24 protein-coding genes and 1 pseudogene are annotated in these 26,009 nt (G+C 59.0%); 14 read left to right on the plus strand and 11 right to left on the minus strand.

Annotated elements, in window-relative coordinates; all coding sequences use genetic code 11:
• Positions 1–39: 39 nt before the first annotated feature.
• From ACX80D_RS06700 to ACX80D_RS06710, 3 genes and pseudogenes are all read right to left on the minus strand, one after another.
• A complete protein-coding gene (locus tag ACX80D_RS06700; RefSeq protein WP_459321872.1) occupies positions 40–1,272 on the minus strand; it encodes a pyridoxal phosphate-dependent aminotransferase in 1,233 nt (410 codons plus the stop codon).
• 89 nt (positions 1,273–1,361) lie between these two features.
• Positions 1,362–2,423, minus strand: a pseudogene (locus ACX80D_RS06705) (LLM class flavin-dependent oxidoreductase).
• Between the two features lie 151 nt (positions 2,424–2,574).
• Positions 2,575–4,365, minus strand: coding sequence for a long-chain-fatty-acid--CoA ligase (locus ACX80D_RS06710; protein ID WP_459321873.1), 1,791 nt, complete (start codon positions 4,363–4,365; stop codon positions 2,575–2,577).
• Between the two features lie 172 nt (positions 4,366–4,537).
• On the opposite strand from ACX80D_RS06710, the gene ACX80D_RS06715 reads away from it, so the two are divergent.
• The 6 genes from ACX80D_RS06715 to ACX80D_RS06740 all read left to right on the plus strand — a co-directional run bounded on the left by ACX80D_RS06715 (position 4,538) and on the right by ACX80D_RS06740 (position 8,534).
• Positions 4,538–4,807: a GlsB/YeaQ/YmgE family stress response membrane protein gene (locus tag ACX80D_RS06715; protein WP_459321874.1), complete on the plus strand. Its 270-nt coding sequence runs from the start codon at positions 4,538–4,540 to the stop codon at positions 4,805–4,807.
• Positions 4,808–4,820: 13 nt separating this feature from the next.
• A complete protein-coding gene (locus tag ACX80D_RS06720; RefSeq protein WP_459321875.1) occupies positions 4,821–6,023 on the plus strand; it encodes a YihY/virulence factor BrkB family protein in 1,203 nt (400 codons plus the stop codon).
• Positions 6,024–6,277: 254 nt separating this feature from the next.
• Positions 6,278–6,913, plus strand: a complete 636-nt coding sequence (locus ACX80D_RS06725; protein ID WP_459321876.1) for a uracil-DNA glycosylase family protein — start codon at positions 6,278–6,280, stop codon at positions 6,911–6,913.
• Between the two features lie 64 nt (positions 6,914–6,977).
• Complete coding sequence (locus tag ACX80D_RS06730) at positions 6,978–7,370, plus strand: DUF3054 domain-containing protein (protein WP_459321877.1); 393 nt, start codon at positions 6,978–6,980, stop codon at positions 7,368–7,370.
• 132 nt (positions 7,371–7,502) lie between these two features.
• Complete coding sequence (locus ACX80D_RS06735) at positions 7,503–7,784, plus strand: Lrp/AsnC family transcriptional regulator (protein WP_459321878.1); 282 nt, start codon at positions 7,503–7,505, stop codon at positions 7,782–7,784.
• 9 nt (positions 7,785–7,793) lie between these two features.
• Positions 7,794–8,534 (plus strand): copper homeostasis protein CutC, encoded by a 741-nt coding sequence (locus tag ACX80D_RS06740; RefSeq protein WP_459321879.1) that lies wholly within the window; start codon positions 7,794–7,796, stop codon positions 8,532–8,534.
• A 77-nt stretch (positions 8,535–8,611) separates the two neighbouring features.
• Here ACX80D_RS06740 and trpD read toward each other — a convergent pair whose 3' ends face one another.
• Positions 8,612–9,685, minus strand: a complete 1,074-nt coding sequence (gene trpD / locus ACX80D_RS06745) for an anthranilate phosphoribosyltransferase (protein WP_459321880.1) — start codon at positions 9,683–9,685, stop codon at positions 8,612–8,614.
• A gap of 186 nt (positions 9,686–9,871) precedes the next feature.
• Between trpD and ctaE the strand changes: the two genes are divergently transcribed.
• From ctaE to qcrB, 4 genes are all read left to right on the plus strand, one after another.
• Complete coding sequence (ctaE, locus tag ACX80D_RS06750; protein WP_459321881.1) at positions 9,872–10,510, plus strand: aa3-type cytochrome oxidase subunit III; 639 nt, start codon at positions 9,872–9,874, stop codon at positions 10,508–10,510.
• Positions 10,511–10,600: 90 nt separating this feature from the next.
• Positions 10,601–11,389 carry a cytochrome bc1 complex diheme cytochrome c subunit gene (gene qcrC / locus ACX80D_RS06755; protein ID WP_459321882.1) on the plus strand — a complete coding sequence of 263 codons (789 nt, stop codon included), beginning with the start codon at positions 10,601–10,603 and terminating at the stop codon, positions 11,387–11,389.
• Positions 11,390–11,488: 99 nt separating this feature from the next.
• A complete protein-coding gene (gene qcrA, locus ACX80D_RS06760) occupies positions 11,489–12,517 on the plus strand; it encodes a cytochrome bc1 complex Rieske iron-sulfur subunit (protein ID WP_459321883.1) in 1,029 nt (342 codons plus the stop codon).
• Positions 12,518–12,519: 2 nt separating this feature from the next.
• A complete protein-coding gene (qcrB, locus tag ACX80D_RS06765) occupies positions 12,520–14,190 on the plus strand; it encodes a cytochrome bc1 complex cytochrome b subunit (RefSeq protein WP_459321884.1) in 1,671 nt (556 codons plus the stop codon).
• Between the two features lie 363 nt (positions 14,191–14,553).
• On the opposite strand, the gene ACX80D_RS06770 is transcribed toward qcrB, so the two are convergent.
• Entirely contained in the window at positions 14,554–15,333 is a 780-nt protein-coding gene (locus tag ACX80D_RS06770; RefSeq protein WP_459321885.1) for a GntR family transcriptional regulator, read from the minus strand.
• Positions 15,334–15,409: 76 nt separating this feature from the next.
• Here ACX80D_RS06770 and ACX80D_RS06775 point away from each other — a divergent pair, with 76 nt between their 5' ends.
• Positions 15,410–15,709, plus strand: coding sequence for an HPr family phosphocarrier protein (locus ACX80D_RS06775; RefSeq protein WP_459321886.1), 300 nt, complete (start codon positions 15,410–15,412; stop codon positions 15,707–15,709).
• A 218-nt stretch (positions 15,710–15,927) separates the two neighbouring features.
• On the opposite strand, the gene ACX80D_RS06780 is transcribed toward ACX80D_RS06775, so the two are convergent.
• The 5 genes from ACX80D_RS06780 to ACX80D_RS06800 form a co-directional block, all read right to left on the minus strand.
• The gene (locus ACX80D_RS06780) at positions 15,928–16,329 is read right to left on the minus strand and encodes a cytochrome c oxidase subunit 4 (protein WP_459321887.1); all 402 of its coding nucleotides are present in this window, start codon (positions 16,327–16,329) and stop codon (positions 15,928–15,930) included.
• Positions 16,329–18,029, minus strand: coding sequence for an aa3-type cytochrome oxidase subunit I (gene ctaD / locus ACX80D_RS06785; protein WP_459321888.1), 1,701 nt, complete (start codon positions 18,027–18,029; stop codon positions 16,329–16,331). The genes ACX80D_RS06780 and ctaD overlap by 1 nt, the downstream gene beginning before the upstream one ends.
• A 13-nt stretch (positions 18,030–18,042) precedes the next feature.
• The gene (ctaC, locus tag ACX80D_RS06790) at positions 18,043–18,927 is read right to left on the minus strand and encodes an aa3-type cytochrome oxidase subunit II (RefSeq protein WP_459321889.1); all 885 of its coding nucleotides are present in this window, start codon (positions 18,925–18,927) and stop codon (positions 18,043–18,045) included.
• A 180-nt stretch (positions 18,928–19,107) separates the two neighbouring features.
• Positions 19,108–19,509, minus strand: a complete 402-nt coding sequence (locus tag ACX80D_RS06795; RefSeq protein ID WP_459321890.1) for a HesB/IscA family protein — start codon at positions 19,507–19,509, stop codon at positions 19,108–19,110.
• A gap of 65 nt (positions 19,510–19,574) precedes the next feature.
• A complete protein-coding gene (locus tag ACX80D_RS06800; protein WP_459321891.1) occupies positions 19,575–21,029 on the minus strand; it encodes a M20/M25/M40 family metallo-hydrolase in 1,455 nt (484 codons plus the stop codon).
• Positions 21,030–21,099: 70 nt separating this feature from the next.
• On the opposite strand from ACX80D_RS06800, the gene ACX80D_RS06805 reads away from it, so the two are divergent.
• Positions 21,100–21,702 carry a DUF3043 domain-containing protein gene (locus tag ACX80D_RS06805; RefSeq protein WP_459321892.1) on the plus strand — a complete coding sequence of 201 codons (603 nt, stop codon included), beginning with the start codon at positions 21,100–21,102 and terminating at the stop codon, positions 21,700–21,702.
• 321 nt (positions 21,703–22,023) lie between these two features.
• The gene (locus ACX80D_RS06810) at positions 22,024–23,028 is read left to right on the plus strand and encodes an aldo/keto reductase family protein (RefSeq protein WP_459321893.1); all 1,005 of its coding nucleotides are present in this window, start codon (positions 22,024–22,026) and stop codon (positions 23,026–23,028) included.
• Positions 23,029–23,163: 135 nt separating this feature from the next.
• Here the strand turns inward: ACX80D_RS06810 and ACX80D_RS06815 are convergent, their stop codons facing one another.
• Positions 23,164–24,231: a quinone-dependent dihydroorotate dehydrogenase gene (locus ACX80D_RS06815; RefSeq protein WP_459321894.1), complete on the minus strand. Its 1,068-nt coding sequence runs from the start codon at positions 24,229–24,231 to the stop codon at positions 23,164–23,166.
• A 105-nt stretch (positions 24,232–24,336) separates the two neighbouring features.
• Here ACX80D_RS06815 and ACX80D_RS06820 point away from each other — a divergent pair, with 105 nt between their 5' ends.
• Positions 24,337–26,007: an FAD-binding dehydrogenase gene (locus tag ACX80D_RS06820; RefSeq protein WP_459321895.1), complete on the plus strand. Its 1,671-nt coding sequence runs from the start codon at positions 24,337–24,339 to the stop codon at positions 26,005–26,007.
• The last annotated feature ends 2 nt before the right edge of the window (positions 26,008–26,009 follow it).

The raw sequence follows: 26,009 nt of genomic DNA on the forward strand, positions 1-26,009 counted from the left end.
CGAGCTGCTTCAGAAACTATTCCCACAAAGCGCCGCTGGCTACCTAACCAGCGCGGCCTTGCTGCGATAAACAGCCAGGAAGGAGCTGATGCGCCGAATGGCTTCTTCAATATCGGTGACCGAGGGAAGGAGCACAAACCGGAAATGATCGGGGGTGGGCCAGTGGAATGCTGTGCCGTGGCTCACCAGAATCTTTTGGTCCTGGAGCAGATCAATCACGAACTTCTCATCCGATTCAATGGGGTACATGTCCTGATCGAGCTTTACGAACAAGTACATGGCCCCGGCCGCCGGGACACAGGATACGCCAGGGAGCGCGTTGAGCATTTCCGAGGCACGGTCGCGCTGCTCACGCAGCCGCCCGCCGGGCTTGGTGAGGTCATTGATGCTCTGGTAACCGCCCAAGGACGTCTGAATGGCGTGCTGAGCCGGGACATTTGAGCACAAACGCAAAGAGGCAATGAGCTCCAGCGATTCCTTGAAACCTGCCATGGCTGCTCGCGGACCCGAAAGTGCCACCCAACCGGCACGGTAACCGGGCATGCGGTAGGCCTTGGACAAGCCACTGAAGGTCAGGACGCAAATATCGTCGGCAAGCGAGGCCATATGGATGTGACTGCGGCCGTCGTAGAGGATCTTCTCGTAAATCTCATCGGAGAAGATCACCAGATCGTGCTTTCGCGCCAGCTCCACGAACTTTTGAAGAATGTGCCGCGGGTACACAGCACCCGTGGGATTATTCGGGTTGATGATGACGATGGCCCGGGTTGCCGGGGTGATCTTGGCCTCAACATCGGCCATGTCAGGCCACCACTCATTGTCCTCATCGCACAGATAGTGCACGGGAACACCGCCGGTCAAGGTCACCGAGGCGGTCCACAGTGGATAATCGGGGGCTGGGATGAGTACCTCGTCGCCGTTTTCCAAAAACGCTTGCAAGGTCATCGAGATGAGTTCACTGACGCCGTTGCCAACAAATATGTCATCCACACCAATACTCATCAAGCCTTGTGTTTGGTAATACTGCGAGATGGCGGTGCGGGCTGAGAAGATGCCCTTGGAATCGCTGTAGCCTTGGGCTCCACGCAGGTGATGGATCATATCCACCACAATGGACTCGGGCGCTTCCAACCCAAACGGGGCGGTGTCGCCTAAGTTCATGCGCAGGATCCGGTGCCCCTCCGCCTCCATTTTTTGGGCCGCATGCAAGATGGGACCGCGGAGTTCGTACCGGACGTTGGCTAACTTGGAAGAATGTTGCATGGGGCGCATGCTTTCCATTTTCACACATGCACCCCGGCAAGCCGCGTATCCTCCCCTTACGTGGCAGGTCACCGCTGCGGCGCCCTTGCCCGTTGCGGCTATTTTTTTGCCATCAGCCGCTCCACCCGGGGCTTGACCTCAGTAGCCAGTAGCGTGATGGATTCCAGGAAATGTTCGTGGGGCAGTCCACCAATGTCGGACTGCAGGAAGTGCCGCATATGTCCCATATATCCGTGCAGGTGAACAATGCGTTGCGCCACCTCATCAGGGTCACCCACATAGTAGGCACCCGGGGCATCGGCCTGGGCCAAGTAGGCGTTCTTATCCGGCGCCGGCCACCCGCGCAACCGCCCCATCTCCACATTCAGGTTGTGCCAGCCGGGGTAGAACCGGTCCAACGCTTCCTGCTTGGTGGGCGCCACCAATCCCAAAGCGGCCACCGAGACCTTGATGTCGGAACCCGTATGCCCCGCTTGCGCCGCCGATTGTCTGTACAGCTCGGCCAGTGAAGCGAACCTGTGCGGCGCACCACCAATAATCCCGTAGGAGACCGGCAGTCCCAGCTGCCCTGCCCTAGCGGACGACGCCGGACTGCCGCCCGTGGCGATCCACAGCGGCAACTTCCCTTGGACTGGCCGCGGGACGACGGCCAGGTTTTCAATGGCCGGCCTTACGCTGCCGTGCCAAGTGAGACTTTCCGTCTCGGCATTATTGATGGCCATGAGTAGCTCCAGCTTTTCGGACTAGAGCTGGTCATAGTCGCGAAGATCGTAGCCAAAGAGTGGGAAGGTTTCCACCGAAGAGCCGCGGTCGGCGGTGATCTCAATGCGCCCGCCGCCAGAGATGGCATCAGCTGTGGCCATCTGTTGAAAAATCCGAACGGGATCGTCGGTGCTGATGATGCTTGCGGCACTGCCGAGTTTGATGTTTTTGGTGGCGCCTGCCGCGGCAGCCAACATGGCACCCGGTGAAGAAGCGTGCATCGAGACCGTGTGGTGCTCCCCCACGCCGAAGTAGTCAAGGCCCTGAAAGTCGGCATGAACAATTGCCTCAAACAGGTTTCTGATGGCTTCAGCGGTGGAACCGGTGGAGCCGGCCATGCCGCTGGAGCCCTCCGCCTTAAAAGGAGTGTCGCCAAAGCTGTACGCACCGATTTCCATAGTGCCTTCCACAAATCATCGTTTTCACGGGAACGAATGCCGAACCACGAAACTGCGTGATTCTACAGATCAGGTTCATCACAGATTATTCGGGCAAGTCAGGAGCTCCGCAGGACGATGCCCCCACACTGCCATACCGCCACCGCCACTGCTACAGCAGCGGCAGTGACTGCTCCTTGACTTGTTTACGCAGAATCTTGCCCAGCATGGAGCGTGGCATCTCATCGATGACGACGATCCGGACGGGAACCTTGTACCTGGCTAAAAGTTCCTTGCAGTGGTTTCTCAGGGCCGTCTCATCCAACGCCACGCCGGGTTCCAGATGGACGGCGGCCACCACCATCTCCCCACCGCGGTCGGAGACTTTGCCAAATACGGCGGCGTCGGTGACGTCGGGGTGCTGGCGCAGCACCGCTTCCACTTCCGACGGCGAGACGTTGAATCCACCGGTGATGACCAACTCTTTGGCCCTGTCCACAATGGTGGTGAAGCCTGCGGGATTGACCGTGACAATGTCACCGGTACGCAACCAGCCATCATCAGTCAGGGTCTTGGCTGTTTCCTCAGCGTTGTTCCAATAGCCCTGGAACACCTGCGGACCCTGCAGCAGCAGCTCACCAGCTTCGCCTTGCGACACCTCACGGGAAGGCTCGTCAACGTCAACAACTTTCATCAAAGTAGAGGGGAACGGGACACCGATGGTGCCCGCCTGCCGGCTCGGATGGAAAGGATTTCCCAATGCAACGGGAGAGGATTCGGTCATGCCATAGCCCTCCACAAGAAGTCCTCCGGAGACAGATTCCCACAGCTCCACCACATGCTCAGGCAGGTTCATGGCCCCGGAAATGCAGAACTTACAGGACCGCAGTGACACGCCTTTCGCCTTGGCAGCAATGGCTGTGCGCTCGTAGATCGGCGGCACGGCGCAGTACACAGTTGCCGGGGACTTTTTCATCGCAGACAGCACCAGATCGGCGTCGAACTTGGGGAACAAGACCAGCAGACCCTGCTTGCGGATACCGAAGGTCAAGTACAAAGTCATCCCAAAAGCGTGGAACATGGGCAGTACTGCGTACAGGATTTCCTTTTGCTGTTGCGCGCCATGCATCCACGCCTCGCCTTGGAGGGCGTTGGCGTACAGGTTCAGGTGAGTCAACATGGCACCCTTGGGACGGCCAGTGGTGCCCGAGGTGTAACCGATCACCGCCAGGTCGTTGACTCCCGGACGGGGGTGGGCCTCATCCAAGACTCCTGAGGAGAGCAATTTTTTCCAGGGCAATGTGCCGGACGCTGGGGCACTCAGGGAGGCCCGCGTTTCACGAAGCTTCTTTACCGGCAACTGCAGAGCCAAGCGCTTGACCAGCGGGAACTCAGCCAGCAGATCCACGGAAATAATCCGGTCAATAGCAATGTCGGCCGGGAACTCTTGCACGGAGGGAACAACCTTATTCCATGCAATGACTACGCGGGCTTGGTGGTCCTCGAATTGGTGGCGCAGTTCCCGGGAGGTGTACAGCGGGTTGTGTTCAACCACCACAGCACCGAGACGCAGCACGGCATAAAACGCCACCACATGCTGCGGGCAGTTCGGCAGAATCAAAGCGACACGGTCTCCGGCACGGACACCGAGCTTGCGCAAACCTTCCGCCGCCCGAGCAACCTGCTCCCCCAAGTCACGGTAACTGGTGCGGCGAGCGAAGAACTCCATCGCGGGGAGCTCTCCTGCTTCCTGCACGGAACGCTCAAACATTTCCACCAGTGATTCAGTGGGTAGCTGGATCTGCGCGGGAACGCCCGGTTGATAGTTCCGCACCCACGGCTGCTGAGCAGGAACTGCGTTAGTTTCTCGGTTGGCCTCTGGGCTTGATGCTGACGTACTCTCCGAGGGGGATACCGGCGTTGCTTCGGCAGCGGCAGGACTAGATGACTCGTTATGTGGCATGCTTCCATCTTGCCGTTTGTTAGATGAATATAGAAACTTTAACCCCAGCTTGCTGGACTCGGGGCACAAGGCTCGCTAGCGTGGGCCATCCGGAGCACTTACAAAACTAGGTGAACCGGAGGCCAGACGAACAGCAGCACTTTCACTACTAGTTCACTATTAGGAGAATGTCATGGGTTTCATCGGATGGATTATTTTGGGCCTCATCGTCGGGGCAATCGTCAAGGCCATCATGCCCGGCAAGGTGGGCGGCGGCTGGGTCACTAGCCTCGTCTTGGGTGTTGTTGGCGCTATTGTGGGCGGTTGGATTGGCGATGCCCTCTTCAACAAGGGTGAAATGGGCTTCTTCAACATCTGGTCCTGGATTTTGGCCATCGTTGGCGGTCTGGTGGTAGCCGGAATTTACGGTGCCATTACTGGCCGCAACAAGACCTCCGCATAGGAGCTATAAAAAAGTGACAGCAACCCACCGAGGCCCGGCCACCGCGCCGGGCCTCGTCATGCCCGGCGCAGCCGTAGACAAAGCAGACGCCCCATCCCCCGACGATGGCCGCAAGCCAGATAGCCCAACCCAACTTCCGGCCAAATCGTGGAAGTATGCGGGACGGCGCGCTATTGCAAAGTTCAGTGCCGATGGCTGCACGGATCTGGCCGCATCCCTGACCTACTACGGTGTACTTTCCCTCTTCCCTGCACTTCTGGCACTGATCTCCATCATGGGCCTGGTGGGCCAGGCGGAAGAGACGTCTGCACTTTTGCTGGATCTGGTGAGCCGGGCTGCTGGCCCGGAGACCGTTGCGGCCATCCGCCAACCTGTGGAGCAACTGACAACCTCCCCGGCCGCCGGCTTGACGCTGATCATCGGTATTGTCACAGCCTTGTGGTCCGCCTCGGGTTATGTTGGGGCGTTCAGCCGGGCCATGAACCGGATCTACGGCATTGACGAAGGCCGTCCGGTCTGGAAGCTGCGCCCGGCCCTACTGCTGGTGACGCTTGCTGTTGTCCTGTTGGTAGCGACCATGGCACTGATGCTCATTCTCTCTGGACCCGTGGCTCAGGCGGTGGGTGAGGTGCTCGGCGTCGGATCTGCCACCCTCACCGTATGGTCCATCGCCAAATGGCCCGTGGCGGGCATCTTGGCAGTGGTACTGATCGCCATCCTTTACTACTTCACGCCCAATGTGCGTCAACCAAAATTCCGCTGGATCAGCATTGGCGCAGCCGTGGCCCTCTTCGCACTCGTGGTGGCGTCGGCTGGCTTTGGCCTGTACATAGCCAACTTCTCCAACTACAACAAGACCTACGGCACCATTGCAGGCATGATCGTCTTGCTGTTGTGGATGTGGATCATGAACCTGATGCTGCTCTTCGGTGCCGAGGTCGACGCCGAACTCGAGCGGGTGCGTCAACTTCAGGCTGGTATTAAGGCCGAAGCGCAGCTCCAGCTCCCCCCACGCGATATTGCCGCCAGTGCTAAGAAAGAAATCAAGGAATATCAGCTCTTGAGTGACGGCCGGGCACTTCGCGCGGAACTAGAAGCCGAGGCCGAGCCGCCACTGAGAGAATCCGCGGAGGCACGCACACTCATGGGGCTTATCCTTCTCGGGGTAGGCGCTGCCGCCTTGGCCACTTTCCGCAAGCGCCGCCGTCGTCCTTGAGGTAGAGGCCTAAGTAAAGCGCCGCTGAAAGGCACACTCAAAAAGAGGGCTCCCAATGGCCGCCAAGTAGCAGCTCTTTGGGGGCCCTTTTTGGCTGTTGCATTTCTCACAATTTCCTCAATTCAGGGCCCCTTAGCACAGACCCCCGATGCCCGGTTGCCGGGAAATAATTGATAGGCTGGTAAGTCGGCCCTCCTTCCTTAAGGGAAGCTGCGCCAACCACTCCCATTCCCTCTAAGGAGAACTAAGCCTCAATGACATCCGTGGCCACTGAATCACTGCGTGAACAGCTCTGGAATCGCCGTTACGACGAGAACATTGCTCCCATCACCGAACTCTGCGACACCCTGGCACAAGCCCGGCCCGAGCAGCAGGTGGCTTACGTGGACCCCGTACACGATGTTGACGAGTGCAAGATCATCAGCTTGTTTTCCAATGTTGGCGAAATGGACCCTTCGGGCTTCGTGACGGCGGGAGACGAGCAGGCAGCAACGCGTCTTTTGGGTATCCACTGGCAGATCGGCCTACGCCCCAGTTACGTCATGCCGTGGAACGTCCACCCCTGGTTTACCCCCGGCGAGCCCAACGGCCGTTTGACCGCTCCCCAGATTGAGCAGGGTCTGCGCCCCTTGGTGAAGTTCCTGACACTCGTTCCCCGCGCCTCGGCACTGGTGGCTCACGGCACCGAAGCGCACCGCCTAGCTGATCAGCTCCTGAAGGCTCAGGGACCCATGTTGTACAAGCGTGGATTCGGAATTTACAAGGTTCGTTCGCTCTCAGGCCGTAGCTTTGCCGGTTCTGCAGAACGCCAGGAACAGTGGTTGCTGGAATCCGCTAAGGCTTACGCCGAGTCGATGACCCGTAACGGCATTCCGGTCAAGGTCCGCTAAAGCTGGGCTAACAACATCTTGCTCGGGGCGGGTGCTTGGATTCTTTAGGGCTAAACTCCCTTACGTGAAACACACAGAATCCCCGCCCCGCCCCGCTCTTGTTCTACTGACGCTTGCTGTCGACATTGTGCTGGTGCTCGCCTTCGCCATCTCCGGTCGCCGCAGCCACGATGAAACCCTGGGCGCCGCAGGCGTCTTCGAAACAGCGTGGCCGTTTTTAGTCGCCTTGGCCGCAGGCTGGCTCATCTGCCGTCTCTGGCAGCAGCCGTTGCGGATTTTTCCCCACGGCATTTGCCTCTGGCTCATCACCGTGGTCGGTGGCATGGCGCTGCGCATACTCTCCGGATCCACGGCCGCACTCCCCTTCGTGGTGGTAGCCACCTTGGTTCTGGCACTGTTCCTGCTAGGTCAGCGCACCGTCACAACACTGGTCCTGCGGCGCACTGCGAAAGCGTAGTTTCGGACGAGCTCTGGGTTACGATCTAAGCGTGTGAACCGTGGTTCTCTGACAGCGTTCCGCACCGTAATTCACCGCTTTGCTTCGCGACCCCGCTTCGCGATCCCCGCCTCACGATAAGGAACCACTACTGTGATCACCGCCTTCGTCCTGATCAAGACCGACGCCTCACGGATCCCCGAGGCGGCTCAAGAAATTTCGGAGCTGGCAGGGATCAGCGAGGTGTACTCCGTGACTGGCGAGTGGGATTTGATCGCCATTGCCCGCGTTCCCAAGCACGAGGATCTTGCCGAAGTCATCGCCGACAAGCTCTCGAAGGTCAACTCCGTGGTCTCAACCACCACCCAGATTTCCTTCCGCGCCTACTCCCAACATGATCTGGACGCGGCCTTCGCCCTCGGCTTCGATCACTAAGACGGCTCGATGCGTCTTGAAATAGCAGTCCAAGATGTTCCCGGCGCCCAACTTGCAGCCAGCCATGGCGCGGACCGCATTGAGTTGTGCTGCGCACTGCAACTAGGTGGCCTCACGCCATCGCAGGGGTTGCTGCGCAGCGTCCACACCGCCGCACCGACCCTACCCATCCACGTCTTGATCCGGCCGCGGCCCGGCGATTACGTCTATGACGCGCCAGCTCTTGCCCTCATGGTGGCGGAGATCAATGAAATGCGCGACGCCGGCGCTTCCGGTGTGGTCATCGGCGCCTTGAAGCCCTCGGGCGCCATTGACTACGCCACTACCCAGACTTTGATTGCCGCTGCCGATGGCCTGCACATCACCTTCCACCGGGCTGTGGACCACTTATCCATGCACGACGCCGTTACTGCCGTTCCCCACTTGGCAAGCCTCGGGGTGCAGCGCATCTTGAGCTCCGGTGGCGCGCTCAGAGCGGGTAACGGCATCACCCAGCTTCAAGCCATGCATGAGGCAGCGTCCGGTTCACTGACCATCATGGCCGGCGGTGGCGTAGACGTAACTGACTTTGCAGCTTTTCATGAAGCTGGTCTCCGCGATGTACATCTGTCCGCAAAACGAACCGTTAAGCAGACCCCAACGGATCCACTGACGGACGCCGCCCGCGCTGAAGATCCTAGCTATTTCGTTACCGACACACACATAGTAGAGCGTGCTGGGATGGCAGCCAAGGCGTTGGCGCTGGCCTAAGCCGCCTCAGGACCGCTTCGGCTAGTCTGGGCTAGCTCTGCTGTCTCTATTGGCCACTGACCCTTTGGCCCTGCCTACTACTGGCTCTGCTTACCTTCGCTGCTCAGTGCCACCCAGCTGGTGAGGACCTTAGCAGCGGCACCACTATCAATGGAGGCTTCAGCTCTGACCACTGCGGCTGCCATCCGTTCCAGCAGGGGTCCCTCGTGTGAGCTGTCGTAAGCCACTAGGCCTGCGGCAGCATTCAGGACCACGGCGTCGCGGATTGGAGACCGCTCCCCATTGAGGATGCGGCGCACTACGCCAGCATTAAATTCGGCGTTCTTCCCCCGCAGGTCTTCAATGGTGGCACGTGCGATACCAAGATCCAAGGGATCAAAATGGCTTTCGGTGATGGCATTACCCCGGACCTCCCAGATAGCGGAGGTGCCCGTCGTCGTCAATTCATCTAGTCCGTCACTGCCCCGGAACACCAGGGCACGGATGTTCCTGGCCGCCAACACACCGGCCATGAGTGGAGCCATACGAACATCTGCCACACCAATAGCAGATGCCACGACGCGGGCAGGGTTGGTCAACGGGCCTAGGAAGTTGAAGGCGGTGGGGACAGCGAGTTCTCTTCGTGCAACTGCGGCATAACGCATGGAGGGGTGGAAGAAGTTTGCGAAACAGAAGGTAATACCCACTTCTGTGGCAGCACGTTCCACCATCTCCAACGGTAGATCCAGGCGCACGCCCAGGCTCTCGAGGACGTCGGCCGAACCAGCAGCCGAGGAAGAAGCACGGTTGCCATGCTTAACCACGGTGGCGCCGGCTCCGGCACATACCAAGGCAGCCATGGTGGAAATGTTGACGGTATTGAGGCGATCTCCACCCGTACCCACAATGTCAAGGGCCTCACTGGAGACCTGTAACGGCCGGGCATTGGAAAGCATTGCTTCCACGAGGCCTGTCACCTCCGCCACGGTTTCACCCTTGGCTCGAAGCGCCACCAGGAATCCTGATATCTGCGCATCGCTGGCATTGCCAGCCATAATCGTGTTCATGGCCCATGCGGTCGCATCCTGTTCAAGATCGTTTCCTGCAATCAATGCAGCAATGAGATTCGGCCACGTGTGCGTGCTTGAGGAAGTGTCTTGGAGAGGATTCACCTTTCAAATGTTAGACGAATTCACAGGGTTCCTAGTCTTTGTGACCATTGACACGTGCATCATGTTGTGCATAGGCAGCTGGGTTTAAGCTGTGAATACACCGGAATTTCGCAAGTTTGTAGAAAAAGATCCTTCATTCGGAGTTTTGCATTGGGAACTCTGGAGTTTTATAGACATAATGTCTATGTGACAACTGCGACCCATACCCCCAGTACCCCGGCGCATCCGACGCTGAACCGTCCGAACTTGGTTTCTGTAGGAACCGTAGTTTGGCTGTCCAGTGAGCTGATGTTCTTTGCCGGCCTTTTTGCCATGTACTTCACACTGCGTTCCACCACAGGTGGAATGTGGGCTGAAGAAACGGCCAAGCTGAACTTCCCGTTCGCCTTGGTAAACACCCTCATCCTGGTTTCCAGCTCCTTCAGCTGCCAGATGGGCGTGTTCACCGCGGAGAACCTTCGGCCTCGCCGCACCGGAAGCCTCTTCCAGTTCTCCAAGTGGGGAATGACGGAGTGGTTCCTGTTGACCTTCGTTCTTGGTGCAGTATTCGTTGCCGGTCAGACGACCGAATACGCAATGCTGACAGCCGAGCGCGTGACCCTGGATTCCAACGCCTATGGCTCCGCCTTCTACATAACCACCGGGTTCCACGGCCTGCACGTTATTGGTGGTCTCATAGCATTCCTCCTCATCATTGGCCGCGCGTATGCAGCCAAGAAGTTTGGACACTTTGAAGCCACAAGTGCAATCGTGACTTCTTACTACTGGCACTTCGTGGATGTCGTGTGGATCGGCCTGTTCTTGGTCATCTACGTCCTGAAATAGGCTGTTCGCAGCTTACTTCTACACCAGGTACGAATTAGCAGTTGCGGCTCTCACTAGGGGCTGCTGGATATAGATCAAAGGAACCACCAAGTGAAGGCACTCTCGCAGAAGCGACGTCATCCGCTGGCTGCACTAGCGTTGCTAGTGTTGGGACTCATGCTGACAGGTGGGCTATATGCCGTTGTCACAACCGTGAATGAGGCTAAGGCCGACACCACCACCTACACGGCGCAGGAAGTCCAAGAGGGCGAGAAGCTCTTTATTGCCAACTGCGCTACCTGTCATGGCCTTGGCGCCAGTGGCACCAACGCTGGGCCGTCACTGGCTGGCGTAGGCGCTGCAGCTGTTGACTTCCAGGTCGGCACAGGCCGCATGCCCATGCAGATGCAGGGACCCCAGGCTAAGCAAAAGCCGCAGCAGTTCACCACCTCCCAGACCCGCGAAATGGCCGCTTACGTAGCCACTTTGGGTGACGGCCCGGCCATTCCCGACGAGCAGTACCTCGACGGCGGTGGCGATGCAGCCGTCGGTGGCGAGCTGTTCCGCGTGAACTGCGCCATGTGCCACAACGCTGCTGCAGCCGGTGGTGCACTGACCCGCGGTAAGTTCGCTCCCCCGCTAGCTGGTGTTGAAAACACCCACATCTACAGCGCCATGGTTACGGGCCCGCAGAACATGCCGGTCTTCAACGATGCAAACATCAGCCCTGATGGCAAGCGCGACATCATCACGTTCTTGAACACCATCGAGAACCAGGGCAACCCGGGCGGCGCCAAACTTGGCTCACTGGGCCCGGTCTCTGAGGGCTTGTTCCTCTGGACTGCTGTTCTGGGTGTCATTATCGGCTTCACCATTTGGTTGACCTCACGGACCTCCTAGGTCCCGCGAAGTCTTAAGATTTTTGGCTGCAGTTGCAGCCGCAGAAACATACATTACGACCCCGGGAACGCACCGGGATAAGAGAAGGATGAGGGGATTATGGGCAACCATAGTGACGGCACGCCGACAGGCTCGGACGCCGTAGCTAAGGCTGGTCACAAAGAGGTGGATCAGTTCCAAGACCCGGGACTGGCTCCACATCGTTTGCGACTAGCTGACACGGACCCCAAGGCTGCAAAGCGGGCCGAACGCCAGGTGGCATGGCTATTTATCATTTCCATCGTCGGAACCCTGCTGTTCTTCGTGGGCTACTTTGGTGTTCGTCTAGATGACTCATTCGGTCAGCTGCGTCTGCAGAACACCCTTCTGGGCTTGGGCATCGCCTTCGCTATGTTGGGCATTGGAACAGGCATTGTGCACTGGGCTCGCGCCCTCATGCCGGACCATGAAGTCATTGAGGAGCGCCACGAACTGCGCACCGAAGAAGACCGCGCGGCCGCTGTCGAGATGCTTGAGAACATTGTCGAAGAAACCGGTATCAAGCGTCGCCCGTTGATCCGCAACACCCTCATCGGTGCTGTGGCTCTGGCTCCGCTGCCGGCTATCGCGATCTTCCGTGACCTCGGTCCACTCCCAGGTGACGCCCTCCGCCACACACTGTGGAAGGAAGGTGAGCGTCTGGCTCGCGATCCCGATGGAACTCCGATCAAGGCCTCCGATGTCACCATCGGCTCTGCCTTCCACGTGATCCCGGAATCGCTGAACAGCCTCGAGCACGGCAAGCTGAATGAGAAGGCCAAGGCCGTCGTTTTGCTGATGCGTCTCAACCCCGAGGACCTGAACCCTTCAGCAGGTCGCGAAGACTGGGGCTACAACGGCATCGTTGCTTACTCCAAGATTTGCACCCACGTCGGTTGCCCCGTTGCGCTGTACGAGCAGCAGACACACCACCTGCTGTGCCCCTGCCACCAGTCGACCTTCGACCTGACGCAGGAATGCAAGGTCATCTTTGGCCCGGCCGTCCGTCCTTTGCCGCAGCTGCCGATCTCAGTTGATGCCGATGGCTACTTGGTCGCACAGAGCGACTTCCACGAACCTGTTGGACCGAGCTTCTGGGAGCGTGGCTAAACATGTCTGCAGTTACTGAAACACCCTACGAACCCAAAACCTCCGCAGGGCGCATCACCAACTTTGTTGATGAGCGCGTTGGCGGTTCCGGTATGGTCCGTGAATTCGCCCGGAAGGTCTTCCCTGACCACTGGTCCTTCATGTTCGGCGAAGTGGCAATGTACTCCTTCGTCATCTTGCTTCTCTCGGGTACCTTCCTGACGTTCTTCTTTGATCCGTCCATGGCAGAAACCCATTACAACGGCCCCTACGTCCCGCTCAAGGGCGTCGAGATGTCAGTGGCTTACAACTCCACCCTGCAGATATCCTTTGAGGTCCGTGGCGGTTTGTTCATGCGCCAGGTTCACCACTGGTCTGCCCTGCTCTTCGTGGCAGCCATTGCTGTGCACATGCTCCGCGTGTTCTTCACGGGTGCGTTCCGCAAGCCCCGCGAACTGAACTGGGTTGTGGGTAGCGTGCTGCTCATCCTCTCGATGGCTGCAGGCTTCACCGGCTACTCACTCCCCGATGACCTGCTCTCCGGTAACGGTCTGCGCATCATTGATGGTGTGGTCAAGTCCGTCCCCGTTGTTGGTACCTACATCTCCTTCTTCCTCTTCGGTGGAGAATTCCCGGGCACCATGATTGTTGGACGTCTCTACATGATGCACATCATGCTGGTTCCAGCTCTGATCCTGCTGATGTTGGCCATCCACTTGTTCATGCTCGTCATCCACAAGCACACGCAGTACCCCGGTGCTGGACGTAACGACCGCAATGTTGTCGGCTACCCCCTCGGCCCGGTATACGCTGCCAAGGCCGGTGGATTCTTCTTCATCATGTTCGGCATCATTGCCTTCATCTCCGCTACCTTCCAGATCAACCCGGTCTGGAACTACGGCCCGTATGACCCCTCCCCCGTATCCGCAGGCACCCAGCCTGACTGGTACATCGGATTCGTCGATGGCGCTCTGCGTTTGATGCCAGGTTGGGTATTCAACATCCCCATGGAATGGCACATCCCGCTGCCGTGGGGAACTAACACGCTGTCCTTCAACGTGCTTGGCCCGGCATTGCTGCCCGCGGGTCTGTTGTTTGCAGTCATGTTCGCTTACCCGTGGATTGAGCGTTGGGTAACCCGCGACAACCGCGAGCACCATGTACTTGACCGTCCTCGCAACGTTCCGACCCGTACCGCCATCGGCATTGCCGGCTTCATCTTCTACTGCGTCATGTGGGCAGCTGCAAGCTCCGACTTGATCGCAACTCACTTTGAAGTCTCGCTGAACGATGTCACTTACTGGTTGCGCGTTCTGTTCTTCGTAGGACCGATCCTTGGCTTCATCGTCACCAAGCGTGTTTGCTTGGCGCTGCAGCGCAAGGACCGCGAGATCGCACTGCACGGCCGCGAAACCGGACGCATTGTGCGCCTGCCTCACGGTGAGTTCCAGGAGATCCACGCACAGCTCGATGACTACAAGCGTTACAAGCTGGTTGGTTACGAGTCCCCCGTTGCTGAAGAGGGCATCCCGAACGAAAACGGGATTGTCACCAAGAAGGAAAACCTACGCTCCAAGCTCAGCAGCTTCTTCTTCGAGGATCGTGTTGCTCCGGCAACACCGTCTGAGCTCGAAGCAGGTCATCACCACGAAGCTGTTACGGCCGGTGACGACGACAAGGCAATCACCCACTAAGCACCACAGTGGCAGTTAGCCCATAAGCACTAAGGCGGTTCCTCCGGGAGCCGCCTTAGTGCTTTAAGTGTCTCCGCCGTTATCCGGTCCCCGCCGCCCCGAGTCAGGCGCACCTTCTCGGACTTCGGCACTCGGGCAACTCGGCGCTCCAGAGCTCCTGCACTCCGTCCGCGCTTTGGAGCAGAGAGCTAAACCGCAGCTACTGCAATCACAGCTAAGGCAAGTGCAGCAGCGGCACATTCGTCGGTCCCCGTGGGCATCTGAGACACCGCGAACCCAGAACACACGGCAGGTGCTGGCCCCGCTCGCAGATGCGGCCCAATGAGGCCCAGAAGCTCCTGCACGGGCCGTTGGTGCAGTTCTTTAGTACATCCTGCGGGTACGAACGCCAGCGCGTTGCAAGGGCACCCGTAGCTTATAGCGGTCGGCCCGGTAGAAAGACATTGAATAGTCCACGGTTGAGCGAGACACAAATGCATGCCGCTCAGTCCTCAGCACTGGTGCACCGATATCGACTTGCAGAAGCCGTGCAATAGACGGAGTAGCAGCATTGGCCTCGATGATGTCCTCGCCCCACTCGATAATGAGCCCGTACCTCTCCCCCAAGACGTTGTACAGGGACGCGGGCGGTCCGGCGTCGAGAATACCCGGGACCCGCCACGCAGGGATGAAGTTCTCATCGACGCTCATAGGCAGATCATCGGCCAGCAGCAACCGTCGGAGTCGGATCACAGCGGCGCCCTCTTCGATTTGCAGTTCGCGGGCCAGCCGGGCCGTTGCAGGAATCTGTTCAAAGGCGAGAGTGCGTGCAGCGGGGCGCAGGCCTCGGCGAGCCATTTCTTCAGAGTAAGACGTTAGTTTAAGAGTGACATCAAGCTTGGCCCTGGCCACGAAAGTGCCAACGCCCACCACCCGTTCGAGTAGTTCTTCCTCAACGAGGGCCTCGACGGCTTGACGTAAGGTCATGCGGGCAACACCAAAACGTTCTGCCATGTCCCGCTCAGAAGGCAACTGCCGGCCTGGCTTACTGCTCTCTACGATGTACTGACGCAGCAGCTCCCGGAGCTGGATGTGGACCGAAACCTTAGCGTCCCTGTCCAACTCCCCCGGGATCTCGCTCGCCGACGGCACCAAATAGCCCATGAAACTCCTCTGTTCACATGTACCAGCCTAAAACACGACTACTCTCTATACAGAACCATCTACCGTAGGAGTCACCATGTACACCCGGAAAGCCACAGTGGTAGCCGGCGTAGGCTTGCATGCCCGTCCCGCTGCCGTGTTCGTGAGGGCAGTGAATAAAACAGGATTGCCCATCACGTTAGCGAAGGATGGCGAGTCTCCCATCGATGCTAGGTCGCTGCTCGCCGTCATGAGCGCCGACTTTGAACACGGCACCGTTGTTGAGATCGGCGTCGGCCCTCACGAGGCCCCCGAGGAGAGTGTTGTGGCCGCCGTGGACGCCCTAGCAGAGCTCTTGAGCACTGAGCTAGTAGACCTCAAAACCGTATCGTCCTAGACCCTGTGGGCGTTCAGAGGTGATGGGCCTGTACTAACGAGGGTCTTCAGGGACGCTTGACAGCTCGTGGGCGTAACCACAGCGTAGCCGCGGAGGCTCGATGCCCGCGGTGGAATAACCGGTCACAGGGAACAGAAAAGGGATTGCCCCGCACCAACGGTGCGGGGCAATCCCTTTTATACGTGCACTTCTCTGAGACCAGAGAACTATATGTGAATCTAGTGTGCGTGGTCTCCGCGGCTGTACTCGTAGACCCAGCCAACCAAGGCAATAACGGCCAGACCGGCGCCGATCAGGAAGACCCACCAGCCAACAGCCAGTCCTGCGAACCCGAAGGCGCAAGCCACACCGAGGACCAACGGCCACCAGCTCCAGGGGCTAAAGTGACCCTGCTCGCCGGAACCCTCATGAACTTCAGCGTCAAGTCGATCCTCGGGGCGAGGGCCTACGCGCTCTCCGGTGAACTTGACGTAAAAACCAATCATGAAGCACAAGCCCGAAAGCAAGTACAGGGCAAGGAAGCCGACGGGTTCGGTCCACTCAACCATGAAGCCGTAAACGGTGGCCACGGGGATGAAGAAGATACCCAGCAGTATGAACAACCATGCTTCGATTTTCACTACTTAGTTCCCTTCGCGGCAGCTGCCGGTACGGGCTGGTAGTGCGGGGCCAGCTCCGGGTGGTGGAGATCAAGCGCCGGACGCTCCGAACGGATACGCGGCAGCGAGGTGAAATTGTGGCGCGGCGGCGGGCAAGAAGTCGCCCATTCCAAGGAAGCACCGAAGCCCCAGGGGTCATCGACCTCAACCTTTTTGCCACTACGCCAAGTGATGTAGACGTTCCAGAACCAGGGAATCATCGAGGCGCCCAAGACGAAGGATGAAATCGTGGAGAACTGGTTCATCCACGTGAAGTTATCTTCAACCATGTAGTCGGCGTAACGACGCGGCATACCCATGACACCCAGCCAATGCTGAATGAGGAAGGTGCCGTGGAAACCCAGGAACAAGAGCCAGAAGTGGATCTTGCCAAGACGCTCGTTGAGCATCTTGCCGGTGAACTTGGGCCACCAGAAGTAGAAGCCGGCGAACATGGCGAACACCACGGTGCCGAAGACCACGTAGTGGAAGTGAGCCACCACGAAGTAGGTGTCCGAGACGTGGAAGTCCAATGGCGGTGAGGCCAAGATAATACCGGTCAAACCACCGAACAAGAAGGTGACAATGAAGCCAAGGCTCCACAACATGGGCGTTTCGAAGGTCAAGGACCCTCGCCACATGGTGCCAATCCAGTTGAAGAACTTCACACCCGTTGGTACGGCAATAAGCATCGTCATGAAGGAGAAGAACGGCAGCATAACCTGGCCAGTGACGTACATATGGTGAGCCCACACGGTCACGGACAATGCGGCAATGGAAATGGTGGCGAACACCAAACCCTTGTAACCGAAGATCGGTTTACGGCTAAAGACCGGGAAGATCTCCGAAACGATGCCGAAGAACGGCAGCGCAATAATATACACCTCAGGGTGCCCGAAGAACCAGAACAAGTGTTGCCAGAGCAGGGCGCCACCGTTTTCGGCGTCAAATATATGAGCCCCAAAACGTCTGTCAGCACCCAGTGCGAAGAGTGCAGCTGCCAGCGGCGGGAAAGCCATCATGACCAAGATGCCGGTAATCAGCGTGTTCCAGGTAAAGATCGGCATGCGCCACATGGTCATGCCGGGGGCACGCATGCAGATGATGGTGGTGATGAAGTTTACGGAACCAAGAATGGTACCGAAACCTGACAGTGCCAGACCGAAGACCCACAGGTCTCCACCGACGCCGGGGCTGTAAGTGGTGTTCGACAGCGGCGCATAAGCGAACCAGCCGAATGCTGCAGCGCCCTGAGGGGTGATGAAGCCGGCGACCGCAATGGTGCTACCGAAGCTGAAGAACCAGAACGCGAGAGCGTTCAGTCGCGGGAACGCAACATCCGGTGCACCAATCTGCAACGGCATGATGACGTTGGCGAAACCAGCGAACAGCGGTGTTGCGAACATGAGCAACATGATGGTGCCGTGCATGGTGAACAACTGGTTGTATTGATCCTTGGTCTGCAGGATCTGCATACCGGGCTCAAACAATTCCGCCCTGATGATGAGCGCCATGACGCCACCAAGACAGAAGAATACGAATGATAAAATCAGGTACATGTACCCGATTGTTTTGTGGTCGGTGGAGGTGATCCAGTTGACGACAATGCGTCCCTTGGAAACCGGAACGACTCTAGGTGCAGCTGAATTGACTTCAGTTGCCGAGTACTCGAGCGTAGACACTTTCCTCTCCCCCCTACTTCTTCTGGATCTCAGTGATGGCGGCGTTGGGGTTGCGGTCGTACTTCTCAGTCAACTCGCCAATCTGGCCCTTGTCCTTCAGCGACGTGAGGTAGGCATCGAACTCTGCCTGCGTAACAACCTTAACGTTGAAAAGCATCTCAGAGTGGTACTCGCCACACAGCTCAGCACACTTACCGTCATACGTTCCCAACGCCGTGGGCGTGAGGGTCATGTAGTTGGTCTTGCCGGGAAGCATGTCCTTCTTGTCCAGGAATGCCGGGACCCAGAAGGAGTGAATAACTTCGCGTGAGTTCAACTGGAGTTCCACCGAACGGTTCACGGGCAAATAGAGTGTCGGCAGAGTCGACTTATCGAACGGCTTGCCGTCCAGCTCAGCCTGAACTCCGACGGAATAGACAGATTCCTTGACATCGTTACCGGCCAAGTAATTGAAGTCGAATGACCACTGCTTGGCGCGAACGTCAATCGTCACATCCGGGTTGTCATCTCGGGCATTGATGGATTCCTGCTCCACGTTTGTGAAGTGGAAGAACACCAGCACCATGAACAACGGGATCAGTGTGTAAAAGATCTCCAAGGGGAGGTTGTAACTGGTCTGCCGCGGGTACCCCGTGGCATCCTTGCGACGACGGTAGGCAATGATGCACCAGATAACCAGTCCCCACGTAATAAGGCCGATGATCAAAACGGTGATCCAAGTGTTAACCCACAGATCGATGATTCCCGCCGTGTGATTGGTGGTATCTCGTTCTGATGGCAACCAGCCATTTTTATTCTCTGCCGTGCATCCTGACAAAGCTAACGCTCCGGCAATCGCCAACCCCGCTATGGGGATGACTCTTGCGCGTCGGCTGCCGGTTCGGTCCTGCGAACTCACAGACGGCCCTTCCTCTTGTTACTACGCTCCGCAACGGTTGCATACCGTTGGAGCTAAATGGGTTTTACTACTCGGTGTAGAGCTTACCGCTATGGCACACAAAATGCGTACTAAACCCTCCGTGCGTCGAATGTCCACCAAGATTCTTGGTGGACATCCCTACCTCGAGCAGACGATTTCTTAGTGGAACGAATCGCCGCAGGCGCAAGAGCCTCCGGCATTCGGGTTATCAATGGTGAAACCCTGCTTTGAGATGGTGTCCTCAAAGTCGATGCTGGCACCATCCAGGTAAGGCACGCTCATTTTGTCGATGACGACTTCGACACCGTCAAAATCGCGCACAGCGTCTCCATCGAGCATGCGCTCATCAAAGTACAGCTGGTAGATCAGACCGGAGCAACCGCCGGGCTGAACTGCAACGCGCAGACGCAGATCGGTACGGCCTTCTTGCTCAAGAAGGCTGCGCACCTTGCCAGCGGCAACATCGCTGATCAGCACACCATGGGTGGGCAGCTCAGTTGCCTGCGCGGCAGTGGCAGTGGCAGTGGCAGAGGAAGTTTCTTCGTGGACATTTGCAGTCATGGCATTTCCTTACGTGGGGGTACAAGTACATGCTACGTCGAGCCCGGCAGGGGCGCTAACTAGTCTCAACCTCTCGTGTCGCCCTTATGTTCCCCCAGCGCGCCACCATTGACGGCAGCCAACAGCAGGGCCTGCGACACAATTGCCTTTTCAAAGTCACCTAGGTGCAGTGACTCGTTGGCGCTGTGCGCTCGGGAATCTGGATCTTCGACGCCGGTCACCAAGATCTGCGCCGTCGGAAAGGTCTCCTTCAGATCAGCAATGAACGGGATAGAGCCGCCCATTCCAGTCTCTACAGCAGGCACTCCCCATGACTCCCCCATGGCCCACAAAGCTGTCCGGGCCGCGGCCGCAGTGGTGTCAGTTGCGAACGCCTGGCCGGCCTCGCCCGGAACGAACGTTGCCTGGGCACCAAACGGAGCGTGCGCTGCCACGTGCGCCGTCAGCGCTTCCATGGCAGCGCCCGGGTCTTGGCCGGGAGCCAGACGCAAACTGATTTTGGCCCGCGCCGAAGGTAACAATGTGTTTGAACTCATATCGACGCTGGGGATATCCATGCCAATGACCGACAGGGCTGGCTGGGACCACAGCCGTGAGGTGAGGCTGCCGCGGCCGGCAAGCTGGACGCCGTCGAGCACGGCCGCGTCGGCACGGAAGGCTTCTTCTGGATATTCCAAGTCCACCTCAGGCCCGATGTGCAATCCAGCGATCGCCACCGAACCCTGCTCGTCATGGAAGGTGGCGATCAAACGTGCCAGCAGGGTGGGGGCGTCTAGGAGCGGCCCACCAAACATGCCGGAGTGCACTGCGTGGTCGGTGACGCGGACCTCTACCGTGCCGTCAACGAGTCCACGCAAGCTGGTGGTCAAGGCGGGAATGCCCACTTGCCAATTAGCTGAATCGGCCACCACGATCACATCTCCGGCGAGGAGTTCACGGTACTCGTGCAGGAAATCCTTGAAGGTGGGCGAACCGGCCTCTTCTTCTCCTTCAATGAAGAAGGTAATTCCGACGCCGAACTCCGCACCCAGCGTTTGGGTGACGGCACGGAAGGAAGCAATGTGGGCCATGATGCCGGCCTTGTCGTCGGCCGCTCCGCGCCCATAGAGCCGCCCGTCGCGTTCCGTGGCAACAAAGGGCTCAGTGTTCCACAGGGCCGAATCGCCGGGGGGCTGAACGTCGTGGTGCGCGTAGAGAACTACGGTTGGCATGCCGGGGGCAGGAAGCTTCCTGGCCACAACAGCGGGACCACCTTGACCACCATCGTTCTTGGGTACACGGAGAATCTGCACGTCATCAAGGCCAGTGGAACTGATCAGGGCCGCCACAGCCTCGGAGCTGCGCTCGAGCTGTGCGGCGTCGAAAGCCTCCCAGGCGATGCCGGGGATGGCCACGAGCTCCACCAGCTCAGCGACGGTAGTGGCGAAGTTGGCGGACACGCTGGCACGCAGTGCGGCGATAGGCAGTTGGGCAGCGAGTTGGGGATCCAGCGCTGTGGCGCCGGTGTTTTCGAGAGTCATAATCCCCAGACTACCGCCGCCAAATCCGATCCGGTCACGGTGGGTGCCCGGTTCAGGGTATCCTTTACGGGTGTTTGGACGTAAGAAAGATCAAGCCCCCGACCCGCAGGTCACGCCTGCCTCCAACGAGCTGTTTGACCGGTCCAGAGACCCGCAGTCAGCCAAAGGCGTGCCCACGCCGTCGCGCAAAGCGCAGGAGGAGGCGCGCAAGCGACCCCTCGTGCCGAACGACCGCGTCGCAGCCAAGAGTGCGGCACGCGATGCCCGCCGTGAAGAGCAAGCCCGCATGCGCCGCGCCCTTGACACCGGCGAGGAGCGTTTCCTGCCGGCCCGTGACAAGGGTCCCCAAAAACGCTATGTGCGTGACTACATCGATGCCCGCTTCAGCTTGGGCGAGTACGTCATGTTCGCAGCACTAGCCATTGTGCTGCTGACGGTGGTCATCCCGCCCACGAACGATGCCACACTGATCTTGTTTGCAGGGTTCTGGGTCATGGTTGCCGGTGTTGCCGTGGATGTTTGGATCATGACTCGCAGGCTCAAGCGCTTGCTGATCGCCAAGTTTGGCGGGGTCGATTCCGGTGTCATCTGGTACGCCTCGATGCGCGCCATGCAATTCCGCCGCTTGCGCTTGCCCAAGCCCTTGGTACGTCGCGGAGAATGGCCCTCCTAAGCCCCACGCCCTCCCTAACGCCCTAGCGTCCTAGCGTCCTGGTTCGGTTCTGTTCGGGATTTTAGGAACGTGGGCCCGCGTTAAAGAACGCACCCCAGCACAACATGCCGGTCGCTTCCTGAGGGGAAGTGGCCGGCGTCGTACTTTAAGCGCGCTTCGAGTCCTTACGTCTGGCCCCCTGAACTGCGTTTTGGGGGCCAGACGTGAGGACTCGCGGCAGTCCAGTGGTCATGACTATCCGTCCCTGGCCTCTCTTCACTTCTCCGGCGACACCCACCTCTCGCGAGCCCGCACAGGGGCGTCGGCCGATACGCTGAGAACATGGAATACCGCTACCTTGGCCGCTCAGGCCTGAAGATCACTGAAATCACCTACGGCAACTGGCTCACTCACGGCTCCCAAGTGGAGAACGATGTCGCCACGGCGTGTGTTCGTGCCGCACTCGACGCCGGCATCACCACCTTTGACACGGCCGACGCCTACGCAAATGGCAAAGCCGAAGAGGTTCTGGGCGCCGCCCTAGCCTCCGAACGCCGCGAATCCTTGGAAGTTTTCACCAAGGTGTACTGGCCCGTGGGACCCAAGGGACCCAACGACACCGGGCTCTCGCGCAAACACATCATGGAAGGCATCAACGCCTCCTTGCGACGCCTGAACATGGACTACGTTGACCTCTATCAGGCGCACCGCTTTGATCATGAAACCCCGCTGGAGGAAACCATTGCCGCCTTTGCCGATGTGGTGCGGGCTGGCAAGGCACTGTACATTGGCGTCTCGGAGTGGAACGCGGAGCAGCTGCGCGAGGGCCAGCGACTGGCACGCGAAGCCGGATTCTCGCTGGTCTCCAACCAACCGCAGTACTCAGCGTTGTGGCGTGTCATTGAACCCGAAGTCATCCCGGCATCTATTGAATTGGGCATGTCCCAGGTGGTGTGGTCGCCCATGGCGCAGGGCGTTCTGAGCGGCAAGTACCTCCCCGGCGCTCCCCTCCCGGCAGGTTCACGTGCGCTGGATGAACATGGTGGCGCGAACACCATCAAGGCCTTCCTCAACGATGAAATCCTGTCCAACGTGCAAAAGCTGCGCCCCGTCGCCGATGAGTTGGGCCTAACCATGCCCCAGCTGGCCATCGCCTGGGTACTGCAAAACGAAAACGTCGCCACGGCCCTAGTCGGAGCTTCGCGCCCCGAGCAGGTCGCCGAAAACGTCAAGGCGTCCGGCGTGAAGATTCCGGCCGAACTCATGGCCACCATCGACACCGCACTGGCCCCATCAGTTGTCAACGACCCCGCCAAAACGGTCAGCCCGCCCACCCGCGTAGCGTAGTCGACAGCGAAAAACCGGCTCTTCCGTCGAGATCCCTCGCGAGCAGTAAGATTTCCTCGGTCGCTGGGCGACCTTGAAAATCCCTCCTCACTCTGGGACCCCGACTGCAGGGCCGGTTTTTGCGTTTGCGCAGGGCTATTTGCGCAGTGCTGCTAGCTCCTTGTTAATGCGGGCTGCCCAGAAAGGACCTTCGTAGAGGAAGGCCGTGTAGCCCTGAACTAAAGTGGCGCCAGCGTCGAGACGTTCTTGGACGTCGGCGCCGGTCTCAACGCCGCCCACCGAAATCAACGTCAGCTGATCGCCAACAAGAGCCTTCAGTTGGCGCAGTACGGCCAGTGAACGCGCTTTAAGAGGTGCGCCGGAGAGTCCGCCAGCACCCTTTTCCTGCACCAGCGCAGCCGGGCTGGTCAATCCTTCGCGGCTGATGGTGGTGTTGGTGGCGATGATTCCGTCGAGTTTAAGCTCCAAGGCAAGGGCGGCAACGTCGGCCACGTCCTCATCGGCTAGGTCAGGTGCAATCTTTACTAGGAGCGGTACATGACGCCCGGCAGCTGAGTCAGCCGCCTCGCGCACACCGCTGAGCAGGGGCCGCAAAGTCTCCACGTCCTGAAGCAACCGCAGGCCCGGCGTGTTGGGAGAGCTGACATTGACCACCATGTAGTCAGCCGAGTCCGCCAACGTACGGGCGCTAATGAGGTAGTCACCCAGCGCGTCCTCCAGCTCGACAATCTTTGTCTTGCCAATATTCACACCGATGATAGGGCGCACAGCCGGATAGGTCTTGCGCAAGCCACCCAACGCCTGCTTGAGGCGCGGCTCTACGGCAGCTGCGCCGTCGTTATTGAACCCCATGCGGTTGATCACAGCGCGGTCTTGAACAAGTCGGAACAATCGCGGTTGCGGATTGCCGGCTTGGGCCTGGCCGGTAATGGTGCCAATTTCAACGTGGCCGAAACCGAGGTTGGCAAGGGCGTTAATGCCTTGGCCTTCCTTGTCGAAACCGGCGGCTAGACCAAACGGGGTGGGGAAAGTCATGCCCAGCGCCTCCGTTTTAAGGGAGGCGTGAGGAGTAAACATGCGGCGCAACAGCGCACCAGCTCCCACGGTATGGGTGGCCTTGATCATGGTGAACCCGATCTTGTGGGCCTTTTCGGCGTCCATCCAAGAAAAGCAGAGCCGGAAAAATGTGGGATAAATTCGCATACTCCTAGTTTTCCGGTTCCATACCCCAACTGCAAAACGCTTGAACATGACGTGGACGCGAACACCGTCACACACCTGAGCCCAAAGAGGGATTAGCATGGCCCCATGAATACCAATGGCGGTAGCATCTGGCAGCAATCTGACGTGGTGATTGTGGGGGCCGGGCTCTCCGGTCTGGTGGCTGCCGCCGAAGCTTATAACGCTGGCCAAAAGGTAATGATCTTGGATCAGGAACCAGAAGCGTCCCTCGGCGGGCAAGCTCACTGGTCCTTCGGCGGGCTCTTTCTGGTTGACTCCCCCGAGCAACGCCGACTGGGCGTCAAGGACTCTGTGGAGCTGGCCATGAACGACTGGATGGGATCGGCCGCCTTTGACCGCCCCGAGGACACCTGGCCCCGTGCCTGGGCGGAGGCGTATGTGAACTTTGCCGCCGGAGAGAAACGCGCGTGGCTGCACGCACTGGGCGTCCGCCTCTTCCCCCTGGTTCAGTGGGCTGAACGCGGCGGTTACGACGCTGAGGGGCACGGCAATTCCGTCCCTCGCTTCCACGTGGTGTGGGGCACCGGTCCCGGCATCGTGGCACCCTTCCTGAGCAAAGTGAAGGAAGGCATCGCCGCCGGACGTGTGCAGATCGCTTTCCGCCACCGCGCCACAGATCTAATGTTCGACGCCGGAGTCGTCACCGGCGTGCGCGGCCACGTTCTGGAGCCTTCTGCGGCCGCTCGCGGCGTAGCCAGCAGCCGTGATGTGGTGGGCGAATTTGAGATCTCCGCTGGCGCCGTCGTTGTCACCACCGGGGGGATTGGTGGAAATCATCCGATGGTTCGTGAGCAGTGGCCCAACGGTAACGGACCCGACTACATGCTGACCGGGGTCCCTGCCTCCGTTGATGGTGAGTTCCAGCAGTCGGTGGCCAAAAGTGGTGGCACCCTGATCAACACGGACCGTATGTGGCACTACACCGAGGGCATCCACAACCCCGAACCGGTGTGGCCCAATCACGGCATTCGAATTCTGTCCGGCCCTTCTCCCTTGTGGCTCGACGCCACCGGGAAACGGCTCCCTGTCCCTTTGTTCCCCGGCTTTGATTCTCTGGGAACTCTGCGGCATCTGGAGACCACCGGTCATGGGCATTCTTGGTTTGTGCTGAACAAGACCATCATGAGTAGGGAGTTCGCGCTCTCTGGTTCAGAACAAAACCCGGACCTGACCGGCAAGGATGTCAAGCTGTTGGCCAAGCGGGCTCTTCCAGGCACTCTTGGTCCCGTGCAAAAGTTTCTCGATGCCGGGATCGATTTTGTTCAAGCCACTACCGCCCAGGAGCTGGCCACGAAGATGAACGCCCTAGTGGGTAGCTCATTGATTGATCCCGATGGGCTGCACCGCTCCATCGCTGCCAGGGACATGCAGGTGGACAGCGGCCTGGGCAAGGACACACAACTCAATGCCATCCGTGAAGCGCGCCGTTTTGCCACCGATAAGTTGATGCGCGTGGTGCCACCCCATGCCATGATGGCGCCGGAGCACGGCCCCCTCATTGCGGTCCGCCTGTCCACCTTGACGCGCAAGAGTCTTGGCGGGCTTGCCACGGATCTCTCTGCACGGGTTCTGGGGTCCGACGGCGCTCCCATCCCTGGCCTTTTTGCCGCCGGTGAAGCGGCGGGCTTTGGCGGCGGAGGGATGCACGGCTATCGCGCACTGGAGGGCACGTTCTTAGGTGGTTGTCTCTTCTCGGGGCGCACGGCTGGCCGTGAAGCTGCGGGAAGCTGCGGGTAGCA

The organism is Arthrobacter sp. Sr24, from assembly GCF_054511175.1.

Coding starts and splice junctions, on each gene's coding strand:
- qcrB (WP_459321884.1), top strand. CDS start 12,520: ATGTCTGCAGTTACTGAAACACCCTACGAACCCAAAACCTCCGCAGGG.
- ACX80D_RS06700 (WP_459321872.1), bottom strand. CDS start 1,272: ATGCGCCCCATGCAACATTCTTCCAAGTTAGCCAACGTCCGGTACGAA.
- ACX80D_RS06740 (WP_459321879.1), top strand. CDS start 7,794: ATGCGTCTTGAAATAGCAGTCCAAGATGTTCCCGGCGCCCAACTTGCA.
- ACX80D_RS06715 (WP_459321874.1), top strand. CDS start 4,538: ATGGGTTTCATCGGATGGATTATTTTGGGCCTCATCGTCGGGGCAATC.
- ACX80D_RS06775 (WP_459321886.1), top strand. CDS start 15,410: ATGTACACCCGGAAAGCCACAGTGGTAGCCGGCGTAGGCTTGCATGCC.
- ACX80D_RS06800 (WP_459321891.1), bottom strand. CDS start 21,029: ATGACTCTCGAAAACACCGGCGCCACAGCGCTGGATCCCCAACTCGCT.
- ACX80D_RS06815 (WP_459321894.1), bottom strand. CDS start 24,231: ATGCGAATTTATCCCACATTTTTCCGGCTCTGCTTTTCTTGGATGGAC.
- ACX80D_RS06820 (WP_459321895.1), top strand. CDS start 24,337: ATGAATACCAATGGCGGTAGCATCTGGCAGCAATCTGACGTGGTGATT.
- ACX80D_RS06770 (WP_459321885.1), bottom strand. CDS start 15,333: ATGGGCTATTTGGTGCCGTCGGCGAGCGAGATCCCGGGGGAGTTGGAC.
- ACX80D_RS06810 (WP_459321893.1), top strand. CDS start 22,024: ATGGAATACCGCTACCTTGGCCGCTCAGGCCTGAAGATCACTGAAATC.
- qcrA (WP_459321883.1), top strand. CDS start 11,489: ATGGGCAACCATAGTGACGGCACGCCGACAGGCTCGGACGCCGTAGCT.
- ACX80D_RS06725 (WP_459321876.1), top strand. CDS start 6,278: ATGACATCCGTGGCCACTGAATCACTGCGTGAACAGCTCTGGAATCGC.
- ACX80D_RS06795 (WP_459321890.1), bottom strand. CDS start 19,509: ATGACTGCAAATGTCCACGAAGAAACTTCCTCTGCCACTGCCACTGCC.
- ACX80D_RS06710 (WP_459321873.1), bottom strand. CDS start 4,365: ATGCCACATAACGAGTCATCTAGTCCTGCCGCTGCCGAAGCAACGCCG.